Source organism: Desertivirga xinjiangensis (assembly GCF_024436435.1).
GTDB lineage: Bacteria > Bacteroidota > Bacteroidia > Sphingobacteriales > Sphingobacteriaceae > Desertivirga > Desertivirga xinjiangensis.
On the sequence record NZ_JAFMZP010000004.1, the window covers coordinates 100,141 to 117,271 of the forward strand.

Consider the following 17,131-nt stretch of genomic DNA (forward strand, 5'->3'; position numbering starts at 1 on the left):
AATAAAGGTTATGAAATTAAATATTAGAATACTACCCATATTATTATCATCAGTAATCATACTGACCACATCAGCCTGTAACGATGATTTCCTCCAGGACGGCTCTGTTACCGACGGGCCGATTAGAGAAGATGAGGTATGGGCCAATGATGCTTATGCCAGAGGCGTATTAAACAATGCTTATTTCTCTATTCCTGAAGGATTTGATATCGATGGGAACGGTGGAATGCTGGCTTCCGCTACTGATGAAGCAGTGAATTCTGGCGTTAACGCCACCATGAGCATTTTCAATAATGGAACCTGGAGCCCTTTGCGCACAGTTGATGATCAGTATGCAAATCTCTATGAGGGTTTGCGGAAGGTGAACATGTTCCTTGGGAATCTTGACGGGAGTGAAATTATTCCAACCGATGGATTGAGTATTGCCGAAGATAAGAGCCGTTTAAAGGGACAGGCATTTTTTCTTAGAGCTATGTTGCATTTTGAACTCGTTAAGAGATATGGTGCTGTAACGCTGGCTACACGTGTATTCAGCAGGGATGAAAATCTTAACCTTCCGAAAAATTCTTACCAGGAATGTGTGAAGCAGATCGTTGCAGACTGTGACAGTGCGCTTAAACAAAATTTACCTGTATGGACACGTCAGGAATATAGTCCGATCGACGCTTCGACGAGGTTCGCCTGGAGAAGCGGAGATAAAGGCAGAGCTACAAAAGCTGCCGCAATGGCTCTGAAATCAAGAATGTTATTGTATGCAGCCAGTCCTTTGTTCAGTACTGCTTCTCAGGTTACCTGGCAGGAAGCTGCCGACGCCGCAAAAGCGGTTATTGACCTAAACGCCCATAGTTTATTCAATAATTATACGAATATTTTTAATTACGGCGCAGCTCAATACAATGCTGAAGTCATTTTCGCTACCAGGGCGCTAAACAGGAACGATATCGAACAGGATAACGCTCCTATTGGTTACGACGGGGCACGGGGACGTACTAACCCAACTCAGGAACTGGTTAATGCTTTTGAAACTACGAATGGGAAATCAGTTAACGATCCGACGAACACGTTATATAATCCTGACGATCCGTATAAAAACCGGGACCCCCGTTTCTCTTTCGCCATTAACCATAACGAAAGGCAATATAAAGGCAGACCTGTGCAAACGTACGTTGGCGGGTTAGACGGGCTGAACAAAAGTATCGATGCCACCAAAACCGGTTATTACATGCGTAAGTTCCTGAGTGAAGCGCCTACATGGAATGAGAATTCGAATACGTTTGCGAGGCGTCCATGGGTGGTCTTTAGATATGCGGAGATGCTTCTAAACTATGCAGAGGCGTTAAATGAAGCGCAGGGGGAAGCAGCTGCGACTGAAGTGTTGAGTTTTGTCAATCTGGTAAGGAACCGGAATGGAGTAAACATGCCTCCGCTGCAAACTACCGATCCTGCAGGCAACGGTTATGTACCGCTAAATAAAGACGCCATTCGCGAGCGGATCCATAACGAAAGGCGCGTGGAACTATGTTTTGAAGGACACCGTTTTTATGACGTTCGCCGATGGAAACAAGGTGAGCTTTATCTTAACAAACCGGTGAGTGGAATGCGTATCACGTTCGATGAAAACGCTAACCGGGTGTACACCCCTTTTATTGTGGAAAACAGGGTTTTCCAGGAAAAGAATTACCTCTACCCTTTTTCGCAGAATACCGTTAACCGTCAACCAGCACTAATACAAAACCCAGGATATACTAATTGATAATGAATAAGCTTAGATACATATACATTGTAATTTTATTAATAACAGGTACGGCTGCATTTGCTCAGCAAAGCCTTATCCAGAATATTTATTCAAGGAAACACATCAGTCTGAACGGTCGGTGGAATTATATCATTGACCCATACGAAATGGGGTACTATGATTACCGTCATGAACCGTTCGATCAGAGCAAATCAGGCAAGGGTGGCTTCTATGATGACCGTAAACAAATCGACAAGTCAGAGCTGATTGAGTATAATTTTGATCTTGCCCCTACAATAAATGTTCCCGGCGACTGGAATTCACAAGCCGAGAAGCTTGAATTATATGAAGGCACGATCTGGTTACGCCAAAAGTTCCTCGCTAACCCTGCAAACGATAAAAAGTATGTTCTGTACTTCGGTGCCGTGAATTATGAGGCACACGTTTACCTGAACGGGAAGAAATTAGGAGTACATAAAGGAGGGTTTACGCCATTTCAGTTTGATGTAACAGGTAAATTGAAAAAGGGCGAGAACTTCGTTGTGGTAAAAGCGGACAATACCCGTAAGCAGGATGAAATTCCGACGGTAAATACCGATTGGTGGAACTACGGAGGTATCACACGCGACGTCCTTCTTGCCGAACTTCCGAAATCTCACATCTCCGACTATAAGATCCAGTTAGCGAAAGGAAATGCCGGTAAGATTGAGGGATTCGTAAAACTTGAAGGGGCTGCTGCTAACGAGGAAGTGACTATATCCATCCCTGAAGCAGGAGTAAAAGCCACAATCAAAGGCGACGGACAGGGCAGAGCACAGGTGAATATTCCTGTAAGAAAGCTCAAATTATGGTCCCCTGAAAGTCCAAAATTGTACCATGTTGAGATCTCTTCAGGAAACGACAAAGTTTCAGACAAGATCGGGTTCCGCACAATCGAAACCAGGGGCCAGGATATCCTTCTAAATGGTAAAGCGGTATTTCTCCGCGGTATCTCCTTACATGATGAAAACCCTTTAATCCCGGGCAGACTCCGTTCCTCAGCAGATATGAGAATGATGCTGAACCAGGCAAAGGAGCTGAATTGCAATTATGTACGGTTGGCACATTATCCGCACAGTGAGGAAATGGTAAGACTGGCCGACGAAATGGGCCTCCTGGTTTGGGCGGAAGTGCCTGTATACTGGACCATTTCCTGGGAAAATGCCGCTACCTATCAAAATGCCGAAAAACAGCTAACTGATTTAATAGAAAGAGATAAAAACCGGTCAAGTGTAATTATCTGGTCGATTGGAAACGAGACACCGCTAAGCGAACCCCGCTTTAAGTTTATGAGTAGCCTTGCAGCCAAAACCAGGGAGCTGGATAATACCCGTTTGGTATCGGCAGCACTTGAAGTACACCGCAAAGGCTTTGACGTGATCGTCGACGATCCGCTGGGAGATAAGCTTGACCTGGTAAGTTTCAACCAGTATGGCGGATGGTATTGGGCCTTGCCAAAAGACTTGTCTAAGTACAAATTCCAGATCAAATACAATAAGCCGGTGGTGATTACTGAAGTAGGAGGCAGTGCTCTTGCGGGTTTCCATGGGGATGAAGATACCCGCTGGACAGAAGAGTTCCAGGAATCTTTATACAAAAACCAGATTCCGTTTATGAGTACGATGAGTGGCTTGCGAGGAATGACCCCATGGATCCTGACAGATTTTAAATCACCAAGAAGACAGCATCCTTATTTCCAGGATTTCTGGAACCGCAAGGGCCTGATATCAGAGACAGGCAAAAAGAAAAAGGCATTTTTTGTCTTAAAGGATTTTTACGAAAAAACCGAACAGAAGTATAAATAACAATGATTATGAAGAAGTATTGGTTATTGATTTGGGCAGTGGTAGTTGCCACTTCCGGTTGTCTGAAGGGTCAGGATGATCCTGTGTTTCCTTCCCCTGATCTTACAATTCCTCAGGACGAGAATGTTACCTTGCAGAGTGCATTACCTTTCCCTATCGGCGCTGCAGTAAACAATGGCCTGATAAGAAGCAGAGCTCCATACCGGGATGTGGTGATCAAGGAGTTTAACAGCCTTACCGCAGAAAATGCGATGAAGTTTTCACAGCTTCATCCGGCCGAGAATACGTATACCTGGACGGAGGCCGACTTCCTGGTAGAGTTTGCCCGCCAGAACAATAAACGCGTTCATGGACACACGCTTATCTGGTACAAAAATCCACCATCATGGGTGATGAACTATCAGGGAGATGCCGCTGCCTGGGACCGGCTTCTTAAAAACCACATCCAAACGGTAATAAGCCACTTCAAAGGAAAAGTAGTTTCCTGGGATGTGGTGAACGAAGCAATCGCTGAGAATGGAACATTAAGAGATTGTATCTGGCTGCAGAAATTGGGTCCTGAATATATTTCTAAGAGCTTTATTTACGCTCATGAAGCCGACCCGGATGCACTGCTGTTTTATAACGACTACGGACACGAATACGGCCCTACCAAAAGGAACGGAATCTTAAAATTGGTTAACGATCTGAAGGCCCAGGGAGTGCCTATTCATGGAATTGGCTTGCAAATGCACACCCGTTATAACATGGCTGATAAAAATATTGCTGATGCTATCAACACGGCCGCAGCTACAGGCTTGAAAGTTCATATTGCCGAGGTTGAAATCTCCATGAATCCTGATAATATTCAGGACTTGACCTACTCTGCCGGTCTGGCTGCGCAGCAAAAGGCGAAGTATGAGTTCCTGGTAAGAACTTTTAATGCTATTCCGAAGAATCAGCAATTTGGTATCACCACCTGGAATGTGGGCGATTCTGATAGCTGGATCAGAGGCGAATATAACCGCCCTGACTGGCCACTTCCTTTCGATGATAATTACAATCGAAAAGCTGCTTACCAGGGAATATTAGACGGAGTTAAATAGGAACCATTTTTCTAATCAAGATACATGAAGATGAAGAAGTTAGGGCTTGCTATGCTTTTAATGGCAGGCCCGGTTGGCGCCAGCCTTGCCCAAAGTGTAGTGATCAATAAAATATATAATGCTACTTCTGTTTTCGACGGAGAATCGGACGCGGTGGAATTATTGGTTATACAGGACCATTTAGACATGCGCGGTCTTATTGTAAAAGATTTGTCGCTGCCAGATGCCAATAAAGATGCAGGAGGGAAATATAAGTTTAATAACATAGATCTCTGGAAGGACCTGCGAAAGGGGACCACGATCGTATTAAGGCGTTTAAAATCTCAGGATGCAGCGTATACCGAAGATACAGATGCATCTGATTTTAAACTGGATGTTTTACTTACAAGCTCCACTGCAAACAGCCCGTATCTTACCCCTATACAGGCAAATGTAGGAGGGCAGCATCTCAATATAACCAATAACGATATCGTCGTAATTAAAACGGATGACGGATCAGCAAATGGAACGGGAGTTGGCGGTACCATACACGCCTTTGCTACGGGCAACAGTAATACCTCAACTTTTTATACAGATCTTCAGTCAGCCGGGGTGCCCATCCTGTATTCTTCGGCGACAACGGGCACTGGTTCTTTCCAGTACCCAACAAATCCGGATAAAGCTTTATCTGACTATAACGGAGCAAAAGCGGCTGTATCCACAGGATCCGACCGTGGCTGGGGCGTAGGATTTGGAGAGAACAATATCGCATATCTTGCTTCTTTAAGAACAGCATTTGTCATTAACACCCCATCTTCACTTTCAGGGATTTTCGAGGCTGGCAATAGTCTAAAGCTGAGCTGGAACGACAACTCCGATAATGAAACAGGTTTCGAAATTGAAAAATCAGCAGATGGTACTAATTTTACTACCCTGACGACTGTAGGGGCCGGAGTAAGTTCCTATACGGAGAACAATGTGCCGCCATCGCAATATGCCTTTTACAGGGTAAGAGCTATTAATCCTTCAGGAAACTCAGGTTATAGCAATGTGTTTAATTCGTCGACACTGGCCACAGCTTCTGTAGTGGTTAATAAAATATATAATGGTACATCTACCTCAGATGGTTTGTCGGATGCGATTGAATTATTGGTGATCCAGGATAATTATGATTTAAGAAATCTAATCGTCAAAGATGCAGAAGATAACATAACCCGGGATGCAGGGGGCAAATATAAATTTAATAATACCCCTTTCTGGTCATCCATGCGCTCTGGAACGACGATTGTCTTAAGACGGACAGCATCTGCTGATCCGAACTATGTTGAAGACCTGGATGCCTCCGATTCTAAACTGGATCTGATCATGGATAATCCCGCTTATTTCACAGCGGTACATGTCAGCGGGCACCGGTTCAATATCACCAATACTGATATGGTGTTAATTAAGTCGGGCAGTCAGAATGGTTTTGACGATGTTATTCATGTGTTTGCAACAAATAACGGTGGAGCGGCTACATCCTTGTTTCATTCAGTAAAAGCACCAGCATTGGTATCTCCGGCTATTACAAATACCGGCTCTTTTCAATATCCTTCAAATCCTGAAAAGTCAGCCAGCGACTATAATGGTGTTAAAGCTACTGATTCTAATAATGCCAACCCTGGTTGGGGAATCGGTTTTGGACAAAATAACATTGATTATATCGCCTCACTTAGAAGTATGGCTCAGTTTCCAGCACCTTCGGCATTAACCGCCAATGTGCTTACTGCAAATGAAGTGGAGCTGACCTGGCAGGATAACTCAGCCAATGAAGAAGGCTTCCAGATTGAAAGATCTACTGACGGTACCAATTTTTCATTGTTAACCACTACGCTACAGGATATAGAAACTTTTACAGACCATACCGCAGTGGCTTCTACTGTCTATTATTACCGGGTTCGTGGTATGGAGGGAGCAACGCATTCGCCGTACTCAAATATAGCTACGGTAACAGCAGGTGCCGGTATCATTAGCGCGCTGAATTTCACAGCAGAAGACCTCTATGAGAATCAGCCTGAAAACACCCTGGCTGGCACTCTTTCTGTCGTTTCTCCAGATGCATCTGTAACTTTAACCTATACACTAACAGAAGGTATTGGAGCAGAAGATAATGCCAGTTTTATTATTTCTGGCAACCAGCTCAAAACAAAAGCGGAGTTTAACTATGAAAATAAACAGACTTACAACATCAGGGTAAAGGCGACATCACAAACCAATTTCTCTGTTGAAAATACCTTTGTAGTTTCTGTTCTTGATGTCAACGAAAAACCTGTGATCATGGCGGTAGGCGCTCAAAACACCTGTGTAGGAACTGAAGAGAAAGTTATCTTATTGAGCGGTATCTCGCCTGGCCCGGAATCTGCCCAGTCCTTGACTGCAACTATCTCTTCAGATAAGCCATGGTTTGATGCACTTGGGGTTAATTTACTGTCAGACGGCAAAGCCGAAATAAAATACAGGTTAAAAGCGGGAATAAAGGGAGAGACCAGTATTTCGCTGATTCTGCAGGATAATGGAGGGAAAGCTAATGGCGGTACCGACACTCATACCGAAACCTTCAAACTTTCCATTCATGAGTTTCCTGTTGCCTCCATTACATCCGACAGAGGAGAATCGATCGACAGGGGGATCACTGCCCGCCTTTCAGCCAGTGGTGGAGAAAGCTATCAGTGGGAAACAGATGCAGGTATAATCGGGAATACGAATACTGCTGACTTGCTGGTAAGGCCGTCAGAAACCACTACATACAAGGTAACAGTCACGAACAGCGGAGGCTGCAGCAGCACCCAGGAGTTCACTATTAAGGTGAACACTAATTATGATCTTATCGTGGCTTCAAATCTTCTTTCTCCGAATGGAGACGGCCTGAATGATCATTGGAAGGTTCAGAACCTGGATCTATACCCAAATAATGAAGTAAAGGTCTTCGATAAAACAGGGAGGCTCATCTTCCATAAGAAGGGCTATAACAATGACTGGGACGGACGGGTAGCCGGATCTTCACTCAATGAAAATACATATTACTACATCATTGACTTTGGACCTGGTGTGCCCAGGAAAAAAGGAGTGATCACCATGTTAAATAACTAGCTCTTCCGACCCCAATAAAATTTTTCGAATGAAACTATTAAATAAATATTTAGCCGGTGCCTTACTGCTTACCGGACTGTTTTCTTCCTCTGTAGCCGATGCTCAGATCAGTTCATTGGGAAATATGTACTACCAAAATCAGTACATGGCTAACCCGGCCTTTGCAGGGATGGAAGAAGGCCTGAATGCTAATCTGGTTTATCGCGAGCAGTTTAATCAGATGCCTGACGGTCCGGTAACTCAGTCTTTCACTGGTGCTTATGGTATCGGTAAGAAAGTTGGTGTTGGAGTAAATCTGAACTTTGAGAAAAGTGGTATAATTAACCAGACTCGGTTAATGGCAACTTATGCTTATCACCTCCCTGTTACTGAAACCGGAAAATTGAGCTTTGGTCTCTCTCTTGGCTTATACCGTGAATATATCAATAACTCGGACGTTACCGGCGACGATTATGATCCGGTTACCAGCAGGTTTAATGACCGGGGGAATCGACTTGATGGCGATTTCGGTATCGCTTACAGCGGATCCAGACTTAGTCTCCAGGGGGCAGTATTGAACCTGAGAAATTATCTGGAAACGGACCCGAATTATATTTCAGGAACAGGTTATGCTACGTTCTTTTCTTCAGTGGCATATAAATGGACGCTCAATGAAGAGTTTAGCACTGAACCAAAGCTGGCTTACCGTGGAATTAAGGGCTTCGACAATATTCTCGATGCCGGTGTGAATGTAGCTTATCTAAACCGCTTTAATGTTTTTGCAATGTATCACACTACTAAAAGCGCTACCATGGGCTTTGGAGTAAAGTACAACGATGTTTTCACTTTCACGGGTGCGTATACCACCAATACCTCGGCAATGAGGAGCTATTCTAACGGGGATTTTGAGGTAGGGATCAATGTAAAACTCAAGAAAAAGAATCAGCAATAAACTAAACGATTAACCATGAAACGAACTTTACTTCTTATTTGCGCTGCAGCGCTGACGTATTCGGCCAGTGCTCAGTTTACACCTGGTAACCTGGCGATTTACCGCTATGGTAATGGTGACGCCCTGGCACCAGGAGCAAGGGTGCCCGTGTTTGTTGATGAATATACTCCGGCAGGGAACAAAGTAAAAACCATTGAAATTCCGGAGACTGCCAGCGGGTCAAATTTGGGCATCAAAGGCCTGGGTTTAACGTCAGGTGGTGTGTATGAGGCAGAAGGCTTTCCAGTACTTTCAAGGGATGGGCAGAAATTAACAATCCTTGGTTACGATGCCGCCCAAACTACTCCGCCTTTCAGGTACGTAGCGGGTATTATTGATGCCGCAGGAACTGTTACAAGTAATACGGTCATAGAGGAAGCTATTGGTGCCCCGCGATCTGCAGTGGTAGAAGGTACCAGGTTATATGCAAATGGAAATTCTGGGGGGGTAAAATACAAGGAAATTGGCGCTGCCGGAGCATCGCAAAGAGTATCTGACGGGCAAAATGCACCCCGGGTGTTAACAATAGCCAACACTATTTACAACGGGATAGAGGCAATAAGGCTATATGCACCAATAGGAGGAACCCAACAGACGGCCTCTTTGCCAGCCGTTAGTCCATTACCAACATCACAGGTTGTTTTTTCAACGACACCATCTTTCCCTGGTGCTGCATTGCCGTTTAACGTGCACCAGGCAATAGCTCTTAAGGCTTATGGTAGAACCATTTTATATATTCTTGATGACGGAGATCCTACGGGCTCAGCTCCATTGATCAGAAAATACCGGACCAATCAGGGTGCAACAACCTGGCTTGAGCTTGGAAGTATAAGTGTACCAGCCACAACGAAAAGTCTCACAGCTAAAATCGATGATACAGGTGTAACCCTGTTCTTTAGTACCTTAGGTACACCTAACTCTGCTAACTCGCAACTTTTTACTCTTCATGATGATTTTACCGACAGCAATGACGAGAACAAAATGCTGTCGGGCGCGCCAACACTTATAGCCACAGCACCTGCAAACACGACGTTCAGAGGGGTTACCTTTGCCCCCGGAACCAATGTTTTGCCGGTTACTCTAAGTTCATTTGAGGCGAAAGCATCTTCAAATGCTATCAGGTTAAGCTGGTCCACGGCCTCAGAACAGAACAGCTCACACTTTGATATCCTTAGATCGGTAGATGGAAAAGACTATCAGAAAATTGGCGAAAAGAAAGCCTCGGGGAATTCTGATGCCAATACGAACTACACTTATGTTGATGAAAATCCTTATCCGGGAGTAAATTACTACAAATTGCAGCAGTTTGATATGGATGGTAAATTTACTTTTTACGGTCCTAAGCAGGTGCAGGCACAATTAGATAAGACCAATTTTAGTATTTATGCCTCGGCGTCAAAGGCTGCAGCAGATATTTACGTCTATTCTACTATCAGACAGAAGGGAAGGATCCGCATTTTAAATATCGGTGGCCAGATACTACAGGAACAAACATTGAACCTTGATAAAGGGCTCACTAAAGTCACGATGCCGGTAACTCAGGTTCAAAGCGGGGTTCAGATCGCCGTCCTGAATGCACAGTCAGAAGTAATCACCAAGAAGTTTTTATGGCAACAATAGTTTAATTAAGCTTTAACGGTCCGGCGATCAAGGGGAGAAAACCGTCGGACCGTTTCTAATCGCATCAAATATTAACCAATTATAATCATGAAGAACGTAACAATTTATTCATTGGCTTTCTGCGCCCTGTTCCAGGCTTGTAAGGTAGAAGATACACTCAAAACAGACGATCAGCTATTAAGCAATTCGAAGCAGGAACCTGCCTCTGTATCAGTAAGCGATGTCCTCCAGGAAGTGAATGCAAACATTATCGTGGGGGCGGCAGTGAATTCAAACAAGTTTAGCAACACTGCTTACAAGGATCTGGCAAAATTACATTACAACAGTATCACTGCTGAGAACGACATGAAAATGAACAGCCTGAATCCTTCCAAATATGTATGGGATTTCGGTATACTTGGGAACGGTATAGAAGAGAAGAATGAGAAGATCCCGAACCTCGCTAAAGATCATGGCTCTAAAAGGATCCACGGTCATGCGCTGGTCTGGCATAGAGCATTACCCCAATGGTTGAAAGATGTGGAGAGCAATACGCCAGTAGCGCAGCGCGCCGATACGCTTGATGCGATCATGAAACGGCACATAAATAAAGCCGTGGGCTTTTATAGTAATAATTATAAAGCAGGAAATCCACTACTTCCTTTGCTGACCTCATGGGATGTGGTCAACGAAGCTTTTTATGACGATGGTTCTTTAAGAGGAAACCTGAATATCAGTAATGGACAGGACATAGGTAGCATCTGGAAACGGTATATGGGGGAAGTTTATATAGAAAAAGCTTTCCGGTATGCACGGCAGGCGGCAAGGGTTAACCAGAACTGGAAGTTAAAACTTTTTTATAACGACTATGGTCATGAGTATTCCACTGCCAAACTGAACGCTATCTACAACAAAGTAATGGCCTTAAAGCCGCTCACTGAAGGTGGTGATCCTATTATAAATGGCGTAGGGCTACAAATGCATATCAGGTGGAATACGCCTTTAGCGAATATTGAAGCGGCAATACTAAAAATGAAGCAAACAGGTCTGCTGGTACACATAGCAGAATTGGATATTTCACTGCTTTCCCCAGGAGAAACATCCGTACCTTCGGCACAGCTTACAAACAGGCGAAACTTGCAAAAATCGTTGTATTATAACGTGGCCAGGGTGTACCAGGAAATTGTTCCGGCAAATCAGCGCTGGGGGATTACCTTATGGAATATCGGTGACGCAGATTCGGCATGGGGACAAAATGCAGAAGCTACATTGTTTAACACGTCATATGCAGTTAAGCAAAATTTCTGGAACTTTAGGGACGGTTTGAATTTAAATATTCTCTAATTGAGGGAAATTTGACTGATTCGCCTGGTATATGCAACAAAAAATAATAAACACATAAACAGATAACACAATTGAATTAACATTTAGTAATGATCAGGCGAATCAGTATTTTATTAGTAGTATGTATAGGTCTTTACGCTAAGACTTCAGCACAAAAAAAGACCATCAGCCAGCGCGTCGACTCGCTGCTGCGATTGATGACCCTGGAAGAGAAGGTTGGGCAGCTAAACCAGTACTCGGGCAGGCAGGTTACAGGACCTGTAAGCCAGGTGAAAACAAACTTACTCAACGATATAAAAAACGGCTGGGTGGGGTCCATGCTTAACGTAAAGGGCGTAAAAGATACGAGGGAGATACAGGAAGCTGCGCTTCAGTCGCGGTTGAAAATTCCTTTATTGTTTAGCCTTGATGTTATTCACGGCTACAAAACAGTATTTCCTATCCCTCTCGCCGAAGCAGCTTCCTGGGACCTGGAAGCCATGCAGCAGACAGCCCATATTGCGGCCAAAGAAGCAGCAGCAGCTGGTATACACTGGACCTTCGCTCCGATGGTAGATGTTGCCCGCGATCCACGATGGGGAAGGGTAATGGAAGGTGCAGGGGAAGATACCTACCTGGGCTCATTAATTGCAGCAGCACGAGTGAAGGGCTTCCAGGGAAAGCAGCTTGGAAACACTGACGCTATAATGGCCTGCGCCAAGCATTTTGCGGCTTATGGAGCGTCCATGGCCGGCCGCGATTATAACGCTGTCGATCTGAGCGATCAAGCTTTATGGGAAACTTACCTTCCCCCATTCAAATCTGCAGTGGACGCTGGGGTTGCTACCTTTATGAATTCTTTCAACACCCTTAACGGGATCCCCGCAACGGGAAATGCTTATTTGCAGCGCGATATTTTAAAAGGAAAGTGGAATTATCAGGGCTTCGTGGTAAGCGACTGGGGTTCCATAGGGGAAATGATTCCATGGGGCTACGCCAAAGATGATGCGGATGCTGCTCAAAAAGCTATGCAGGCAGGCAGCGACATGGACATGGAAAGCCGGGCTTATAAAGGGCACCTGGTTAAGCTGGTAAAGGAAGGAAAAGTGGCAGAAGCTTTGGTGGACGATGCGGTAAGACGGATACTCTACAAGAAGTTCGAAATGGGTTTATTTGATAACCCGTTCAAATTTTCTGATTATAAGCGGGAAGCGAAAGTACTAAACGACCCCAAACATAAAACGGTAGCAAGGGAAGCTGGCAGGAAATCTATTGTGTTACTAAAAAATGAAGCCGAGCTTCTACCCTTCACAAAAAGCAAGTCCAAGATCGCATTGATCGGACCGCTCGTAAAGGCAAAAAGAGACTTAAATGGCAGCTGGACTGTCAATGCAGATACCAATCAGATCGTCAGTTTGTATGAAGGTATGAAGAATAAGTTCGGCAAAAAAACGGAGCTCTTGTATGCTCAGGGCGCAGAAGTGGAGGGAGAGAGCAGAGCCGGTTTTGATGAGGCTGTGAAGATTGCAAATCAATCGGATGTAGTAGTGATGGCGCTTGGCGAAACCTGGGATATGAGCGGTGAGGCAAAATCCAAAACCAATATTCATATAACAGGTCAGCAGGAGGCTCTTTTTAAAGCAGTGAAAGCAACAGGAAAACCCGTTGTGGTAGTGCTAATGGCTGGACGTCCGTTAATATTTAATGAAATAGTGGCGAAAGCAGATGCCATACTGTATGCCTGGTGGCTTGGCGACGAAGCAGGTAATGCTATCGCTGATGTTCTTTCCGGCGATTATAATCCTTCGGGAAAACTGCCGATAACATTTCCAAGGTCGGAGGGGCAGATCCCACTTTCATACAATTATTACAATACAGGCAGACCGATAAAAGATCCTGAAAACATCATTTACAAGTCTGCATATATTGACTCACCGAACAGTCCTATGTATGCATTTGGATACGGACTTAGCTATACCTCTTTCAACTATTCAGATATAACCCTTAGTGCAGATAAACTGAATGCATCCGACTCTGTGGCTGTTAGTTTTAAACTAACCAATTCCGGGAAATACGCCGGAGAGGAGGTTGTGCAGTTGTATATAAAAGATGAGGTTGCTTCTGTTGTGAGACCAATGAAAGAACTTAAAGATTTTAAGAAGGTATTTCTTAAAGCCGGTGAAAGTAAAACCCTGAACTTCACTGTCAGCAAAGAAAAATTATCGTTCTATAACTCTAAGCTTGAATGGGTGGCCGAGCCCGGCGATTTTGAAATCATGATCGGAACCGCATCTGATAATATCAAGTTTTCGAAGAAGATAACACTGCAGTAATACCTAGTCCAAGGCTTAAAAAGGCCAGCCATTTCGAAGAATTCTCGAAAATGGCTGGCCTTTTTTTTATTCTACGTATATTCAACGGGAGAAATGAACATTACCCATACAGATATTTACAGGCTAAGTATTAAAATGGAGCCCTTTGCTATCGCGACAGGGACGATGCATTACGCTCAGAACGTCTTTATCAGGATACATACAGATTCAGGGCTTACCGGTGTTGGTGAATGTTCTGCTTTTCCTTATATCGTAGGGGAAACACAAGAAAGTTGTCTCTTATTAGCTGTTGACTTCGCGAAAATTATAAAGGGTAAAGATGCTCTCAAGATACAAGAACGTTTAGGAGAGATCAATGCTGCAATTGCAGGCAATACAACCATAAAAAGCGCCTTCGATATGGCTTTGTACGATCTGTCTGCAAAGTATTCCGGACTTCCACTTTATCGGTTCCTGGGTGGGGAAAAGAGAGTGATAGAGACAGACATAACTATAGGGATCAACACTGTAGAACATATGACGGCTTCCGCTTTAAAATACAAAAGCAATGGTGCGAGGATGTTGAAGGTAAAGCTGGGAAAGAATGCAGTTGAAGATGTGCAAAGGATTGAGAAGATCAGGCAGGCGGTAGGAGATGATATAATTATCCGCATTGATGCTAATCAGGGATGGAACTTCGAGGATGCTTTGTATGCCCTGAAAGCAATGTCTGACCTCAGGATCCAGTTTTGTGAGCAACCTATGAGGACCTGGTATGATGATTATCTACCCTCGCTGCTTCAACAGTCACCGGTGAAAATAATGGCTGATGAAAGCTGTTATAATCATCACGACGCCAGAAAACAGATCAAATCAGGATCTTGTGATTATATTAATATCAAACTTGTGAAATCGGGAGGAATAGCTGAAGCGATTAAAATCCATGATCTGGCACAGGAAGAAGATGTTCCCTGTATGATCGGAGGCATGCTGGAAAGTCGCCTTGCCCTGAGTGCAAACCTGCACTTCGCCTATGCTTCTCCAAACGTTAAATTCTATGATCTGGATACCTGTCTCCTCGGTCATCTCGAGGACCCCGTTATAGGAGGCGCCAGGTATAAGGGTTATTTCCTTGACATAGAAGATCTTCCTGGAATCGGCGCAGATATTGATGAACATTTCCTGAAAAACTGTGAAAAGTGGACGGTCTGATCGTATCTGATTATTAAAAATTCAAAAATATATTTTATGCAAATTGCTGTTCCAACAGAAATTAAAAATAACGAGAGCCGTGTAGCGATGACCCCAGCGGGGGTAGTTCATCTAGTGCGTAATGGCCATGAAGTATTTATTCAAAAAGGTGCCGGAAGTGGGTCTGGCTTTTCAGATGAAGAATATGCGCGGGCGGGAGCGACCATACTCGATACCGCCGCAGAGATCTGGGAAAAGGAAATGGTTATGAAGGTGAAGGAGCCACTTCCTTCAGAGTATCACTATTTTCATGAAGGATTAATACTATTCACCTACCTGCATCTTGCTCCTGAACCTGAACTTACGAAAGCTTTGCTGGAAAAGAAAGTTATAGGTATCGCTTATGAAACAGTTCAGAACTCCAACGGATCGCTTCCTTTATTGACGCCTATGAGCGAAGTTGCAGGTAGAATGTCCGCACAGTTAGGAGCGCAATTTCTAGAAAAGCCGGAGGGCGGAAAAGGTGTCCTGCTGTCTGGGGTTCCGGGTGTAAAGCGATCGAAGGTAACTGTTATAGGCGGCGGCGTAGCCGGCACTAATGCAGCTAGAATTGCGATTGGTATGGGTGCTGATGTGACTATTATTGATCTTAATCCGGAAAGGCTAAGGCAGCTTGAAGACATCTTTGGTTACCAGGTTCAAACATTAATTTCCAATCCTTACAATATTGCTGAAGCTGTAAGAGAGTCAGATCTGGTAATCGGCGCCGTCTTGATTCCGGGCGCTAAGGCTCCGAAGCTGGTAACAGAAGATATGGTTCAGTCTATGGAGCCAGGATCGGTTTTGGTTGATATCGCTATTGATCAGGGCGGTAGTTTTGAAACGACGGACAGAATCACCACGCATGATGCGCCAACTTATATAAAACACGGTGTGGTACACTATGCAGTAGCAAATATGCCGGGAGCAGTTCCACGTACTTCTACCATCGCACTCACAAATGTTACTGTTCCTTATGCGCTGCAGATAGCAAACAAAGGATATAAGGCAGCATGTCTTCAAAATGACGCCTTATTGAAAGGGATAAATACTCTTGATGGGATGGTTACTTATAAAGCTGTTGCAGAAGCGCAAGGGCTTCCGTTCTCTGATGCCAGAACGCTTATAAGTGTTGACGACAGCAGGCCGGTTTGGTGATAAAAACCTTCATGAGTGGAACTCACATACGGAGGATGAAAGTCGTTTGAAGGTTCTTTGTGGCCTAAGAAAAACAATTAGACTTTCACAAAAAAAGAGGTATGAAATTATGTTGATTTCATACCTCTTTTCGGCTTGTTCTGTGAACATGGACTTGCCTTCATATTCGTCTTCATCCCAATAAGCCACATATGGTGTAGATCCGCTGAATGCTAGAGATACAGATTGAGCACCCATGCCAGAAAAACTTCATTTCCCACCTTCTGCCAGGCGGTGCCATTGAACTTCTGAACGGTTAAGCGGCCATCATTAGCGTAATCCCGGTAGGCCACATAAGGACCAGATCCGTTAATGGCTATTAACGGGTTAGAGGAGCACGTCCTTCAAGTGCAGAGTAGTCGGCCATTTTATAAAGGGATTGGCGGTCGAAAGTAGCAGCCATTGCTATAGCCTGAGGGTAAACCGTTACTTTGAAGGGAGTGCGGGCAACACCATGTAGTGTTTCATTCCACCAGTCGTATGCAGGTACGCCGAGCTGTTTGATTGCCGGAGCGGAGTTGAGCATCTGGGCAACTTTTTCTTCAAGTGTCAACCGGCTTACCAGATCATTTACGCGTTCTTCAAACGAAAGTGAATAATCCTGAAATGGATATTTTTTTGTTTGAGCATTACAAAATAAGGCGAAGGCTGTTAAAAGAGCAATCCAGCATGCAGCAGAAAAAGGTTTAATTTTCATTGGTCGGTTGGAAATAAAGCGCTAACGTTGG

Annotated in this window: 11 protein-coding genes; 10 read left to right on the forward strand and 1 reads right to left on the reverse strand. The window is 44.3% G+C overall.

The window, feature by feature from the left end:
• Positions 1-10: 10 nt before the first annotated feature.
• From J3P37_RS11915 to ald, 10 genes are all read left to right on the forward strand, one after another.
• Positions 11-1,753 carry a RagB/SusD family nutrient uptake outer membrane protein gene (locus J3P37_RS11915; RefSeq protein WP_256011391.1) on the forward strand — a complete coding sequence of 581 codons (1,743 nt, stop codon included), beginning with the start codon at positions 11-13 and terminating at the stop codon, positions 1,751-1,753.
• A gap of 2 nt (positions 1,754-1,755) precedes the next feature.
• Positions 1,756-3,579, forward strand: a complete 1,824-nt coding sequence (locus J3P37_RS11920; RefSeq protein WP_256011392.1) for a glycoside hydrolase family 2 protein — start codon at positions 1,756-1,758, stop codon at positions 3,577-3,579.
• Between the two features lie 8 nt (positions 3,580-3,587).
• Positions 3,588-4,664 (forward strand): endo-1,4-beta-xylanase, encoded by a 1,077-nt coding sequence (locus J3P37_RS11925; protein ID WP_256011393.1) that lies wholly within the window; start codon positions 3,588-3,590, stop codon positions 4,662-4,664.
• A gap of 24 nt (positions 4,665-4,688) precedes the next feature.
• The gene (locus tag J3P37_RS11930) at positions 4,689-7,772 is read left to right on the forward strand and encodes a T9SS type B sorting domain-containing protein (protein WP_256011395.1); all 3,084 of its coding nucleotides are present in this window, start codon (positions 4,689-4,691) and stop codon (positions 7,770-7,772) included.
• A 28-nt stretch (positions 7,773-7,800) separates the two neighbouring features.
• Positions 7,801-8,703, forward strand: coding sequence for a PorP/SprF family type IX secretion system membrane protein (locus tag J3P37_RS11935; protein ID WP_256011397.1), 903 nt, complete (start codon positions 7,801-7,803; stop codon positions 8,701-8,703).
• A gap of 15 nt (positions 8,704-8,718) precedes the next feature.
• Entirely contained in the window at positions 8,719-10,362 is a 1,644-nt protein-coding gene (locus tag J3P37_RS11940; RefSeq protein WP_256011398.1) for a T9SS type A sorting domain-containing protein, read from the forward strand.
• A gap of 87 nt (positions 10,363-10,449) precedes the next feature.
• The gene (locus J3P37_RS11945) at positions 10,450-11,685 is read left to right on the forward strand and encodes an endo-1,4-beta-xylanase (protein WP_256011399.1); all 1,236 of its coding nucleotides are present in this window, start codon (positions 10,450-10,452) and stop codon (positions 11,683-11,685) included.
• 89 nt (positions 11,686-11,774) lie between these two features.
• Complete coding sequence (locus J3P37_RS11950) at positions 11,775-13,997, forward strand: glycoside hydrolase family 3 N-terminal domain-containing protein (protein WP_256011400.1); 2,223 nt, start codon at positions 11,775-11,777, stop codon at positions 13,995-13,997.
• A gap of 93 nt (positions 13,998-14,090) precedes the next feature.
• Positions 14,091-15,188 (forward strand): mandelate racemase/muconate lactonizing enzyme family protein, encoded by a 1,098-nt coding sequence (locus J3P37_RS11955; RefSeq protein WP_256011402.1) that lies wholly within the window; start codon positions 14,091-14,093, stop codon positions 15,186-15,188.
• Positions 15,189-15,224: 36 nt separating this feature from the next.
• The gene (ald, locus tag J3P37_RS11960) at positions 15,225-16,364 is read left to right on the forward strand and encodes an alanine dehydrogenase (RefSeq protein ID WP_256011403.1); all 1,140 of its coding nucleotides are present in this window, start codon (positions 15,225-15,227) and stop codon (positions 16,362-16,364) included.
• A gap of 358 nt (positions 16,365-16,722) precedes the next feature.
• On the opposite strand, the gene J3P37_RS11965 is transcribed toward ald, so the two are convergent.
• Positions 16,723-17,100 carry a hypothetical protein gene (locus J3P37_RS11965; RefSeq protein ID WP_256011404.1) on the reverse strand — a complete coding sequence of 126 codons (378 nt, stop codon included), beginning with the start codon at positions 17,098-17,100 and terminating at the stop codon, positions 16,723-16,725.
• Positions 17,101-17,131: the final 31 nt, after the last annotated feature.

Coding starts and splice junctions, on each gene's coding strand:
- J3P37_RS11955 (WP_256011402.1), top strand. CDS start 14,091: ATGAACATTACCCATACAGATATTTACAGGCTAAGTATTAAAATGGAG.
- J3P37_RS11925 (WP_256011393.1), top strand. CDS start 3,588: ATGAAGAAGTATTGGTTATTGATTTGGGCAGTGGTAGTTGCCACTTCC.
- J3P37_RS11935 (WP_256011397.1), top strand. CDS start 7,801: ATGAAACTATTAAATAAATATTTAGCCGGTGCCTTACTGCTTACCGGA.
- J3P37_RS11965 (WP_256011404.1), bottom strand. CDS start 17,100: ATGAAAATTAAACCTTTTTCTGCTGCATGCTGGATTGCTCTTTTAACA.
- J3P37_RS11940 (WP_256011398.1), top strand. CDS start 8,719: ATGAAACGAACTTTACTTCTTATTTGCGCTGCAGCGCTGACGTATTCG.
- J3P37_RS11915 (WP_256011391.1), top strand. CDS start 11: ATGAAATTAAATATTAGAATACTACCCATATTATTATCATCAGTAATC.
- J3P37_RS11930 (WP_256011395.1), top strand. CDS start 4,689: ATGAAGATGAAGAAGTTAGGGCTTGCTATGCTTTTAATGGCAGGCCCG.
- J3P37_RS11950 (WP_256011400.1), top strand. CDS start 11,775: ATGATCAGGCGAATCAGTATTTTATTAGTAGTATGTATAGGTCTTTAC.
- ald (WP_256011403.1), top strand. CDS start 15,225: ATGCAAATTGCTGTTCCAACAGAAATTAAAAATAACGAGAGCCGTGTA.
- J3P37_RS11945 (WP_256011399.1), top strand. CDS start 10,450: ATGAAGAACGTAACAATTTATTCATTGGCTTTCTGCGCCCTGTTCCAG.
- J3P37_RS11920 (WP_256011392.1), top strand. CDS start 1,756: ATGAATAAGCTTAGATACATATACATTGTAATTTTATTAATAACAGGT.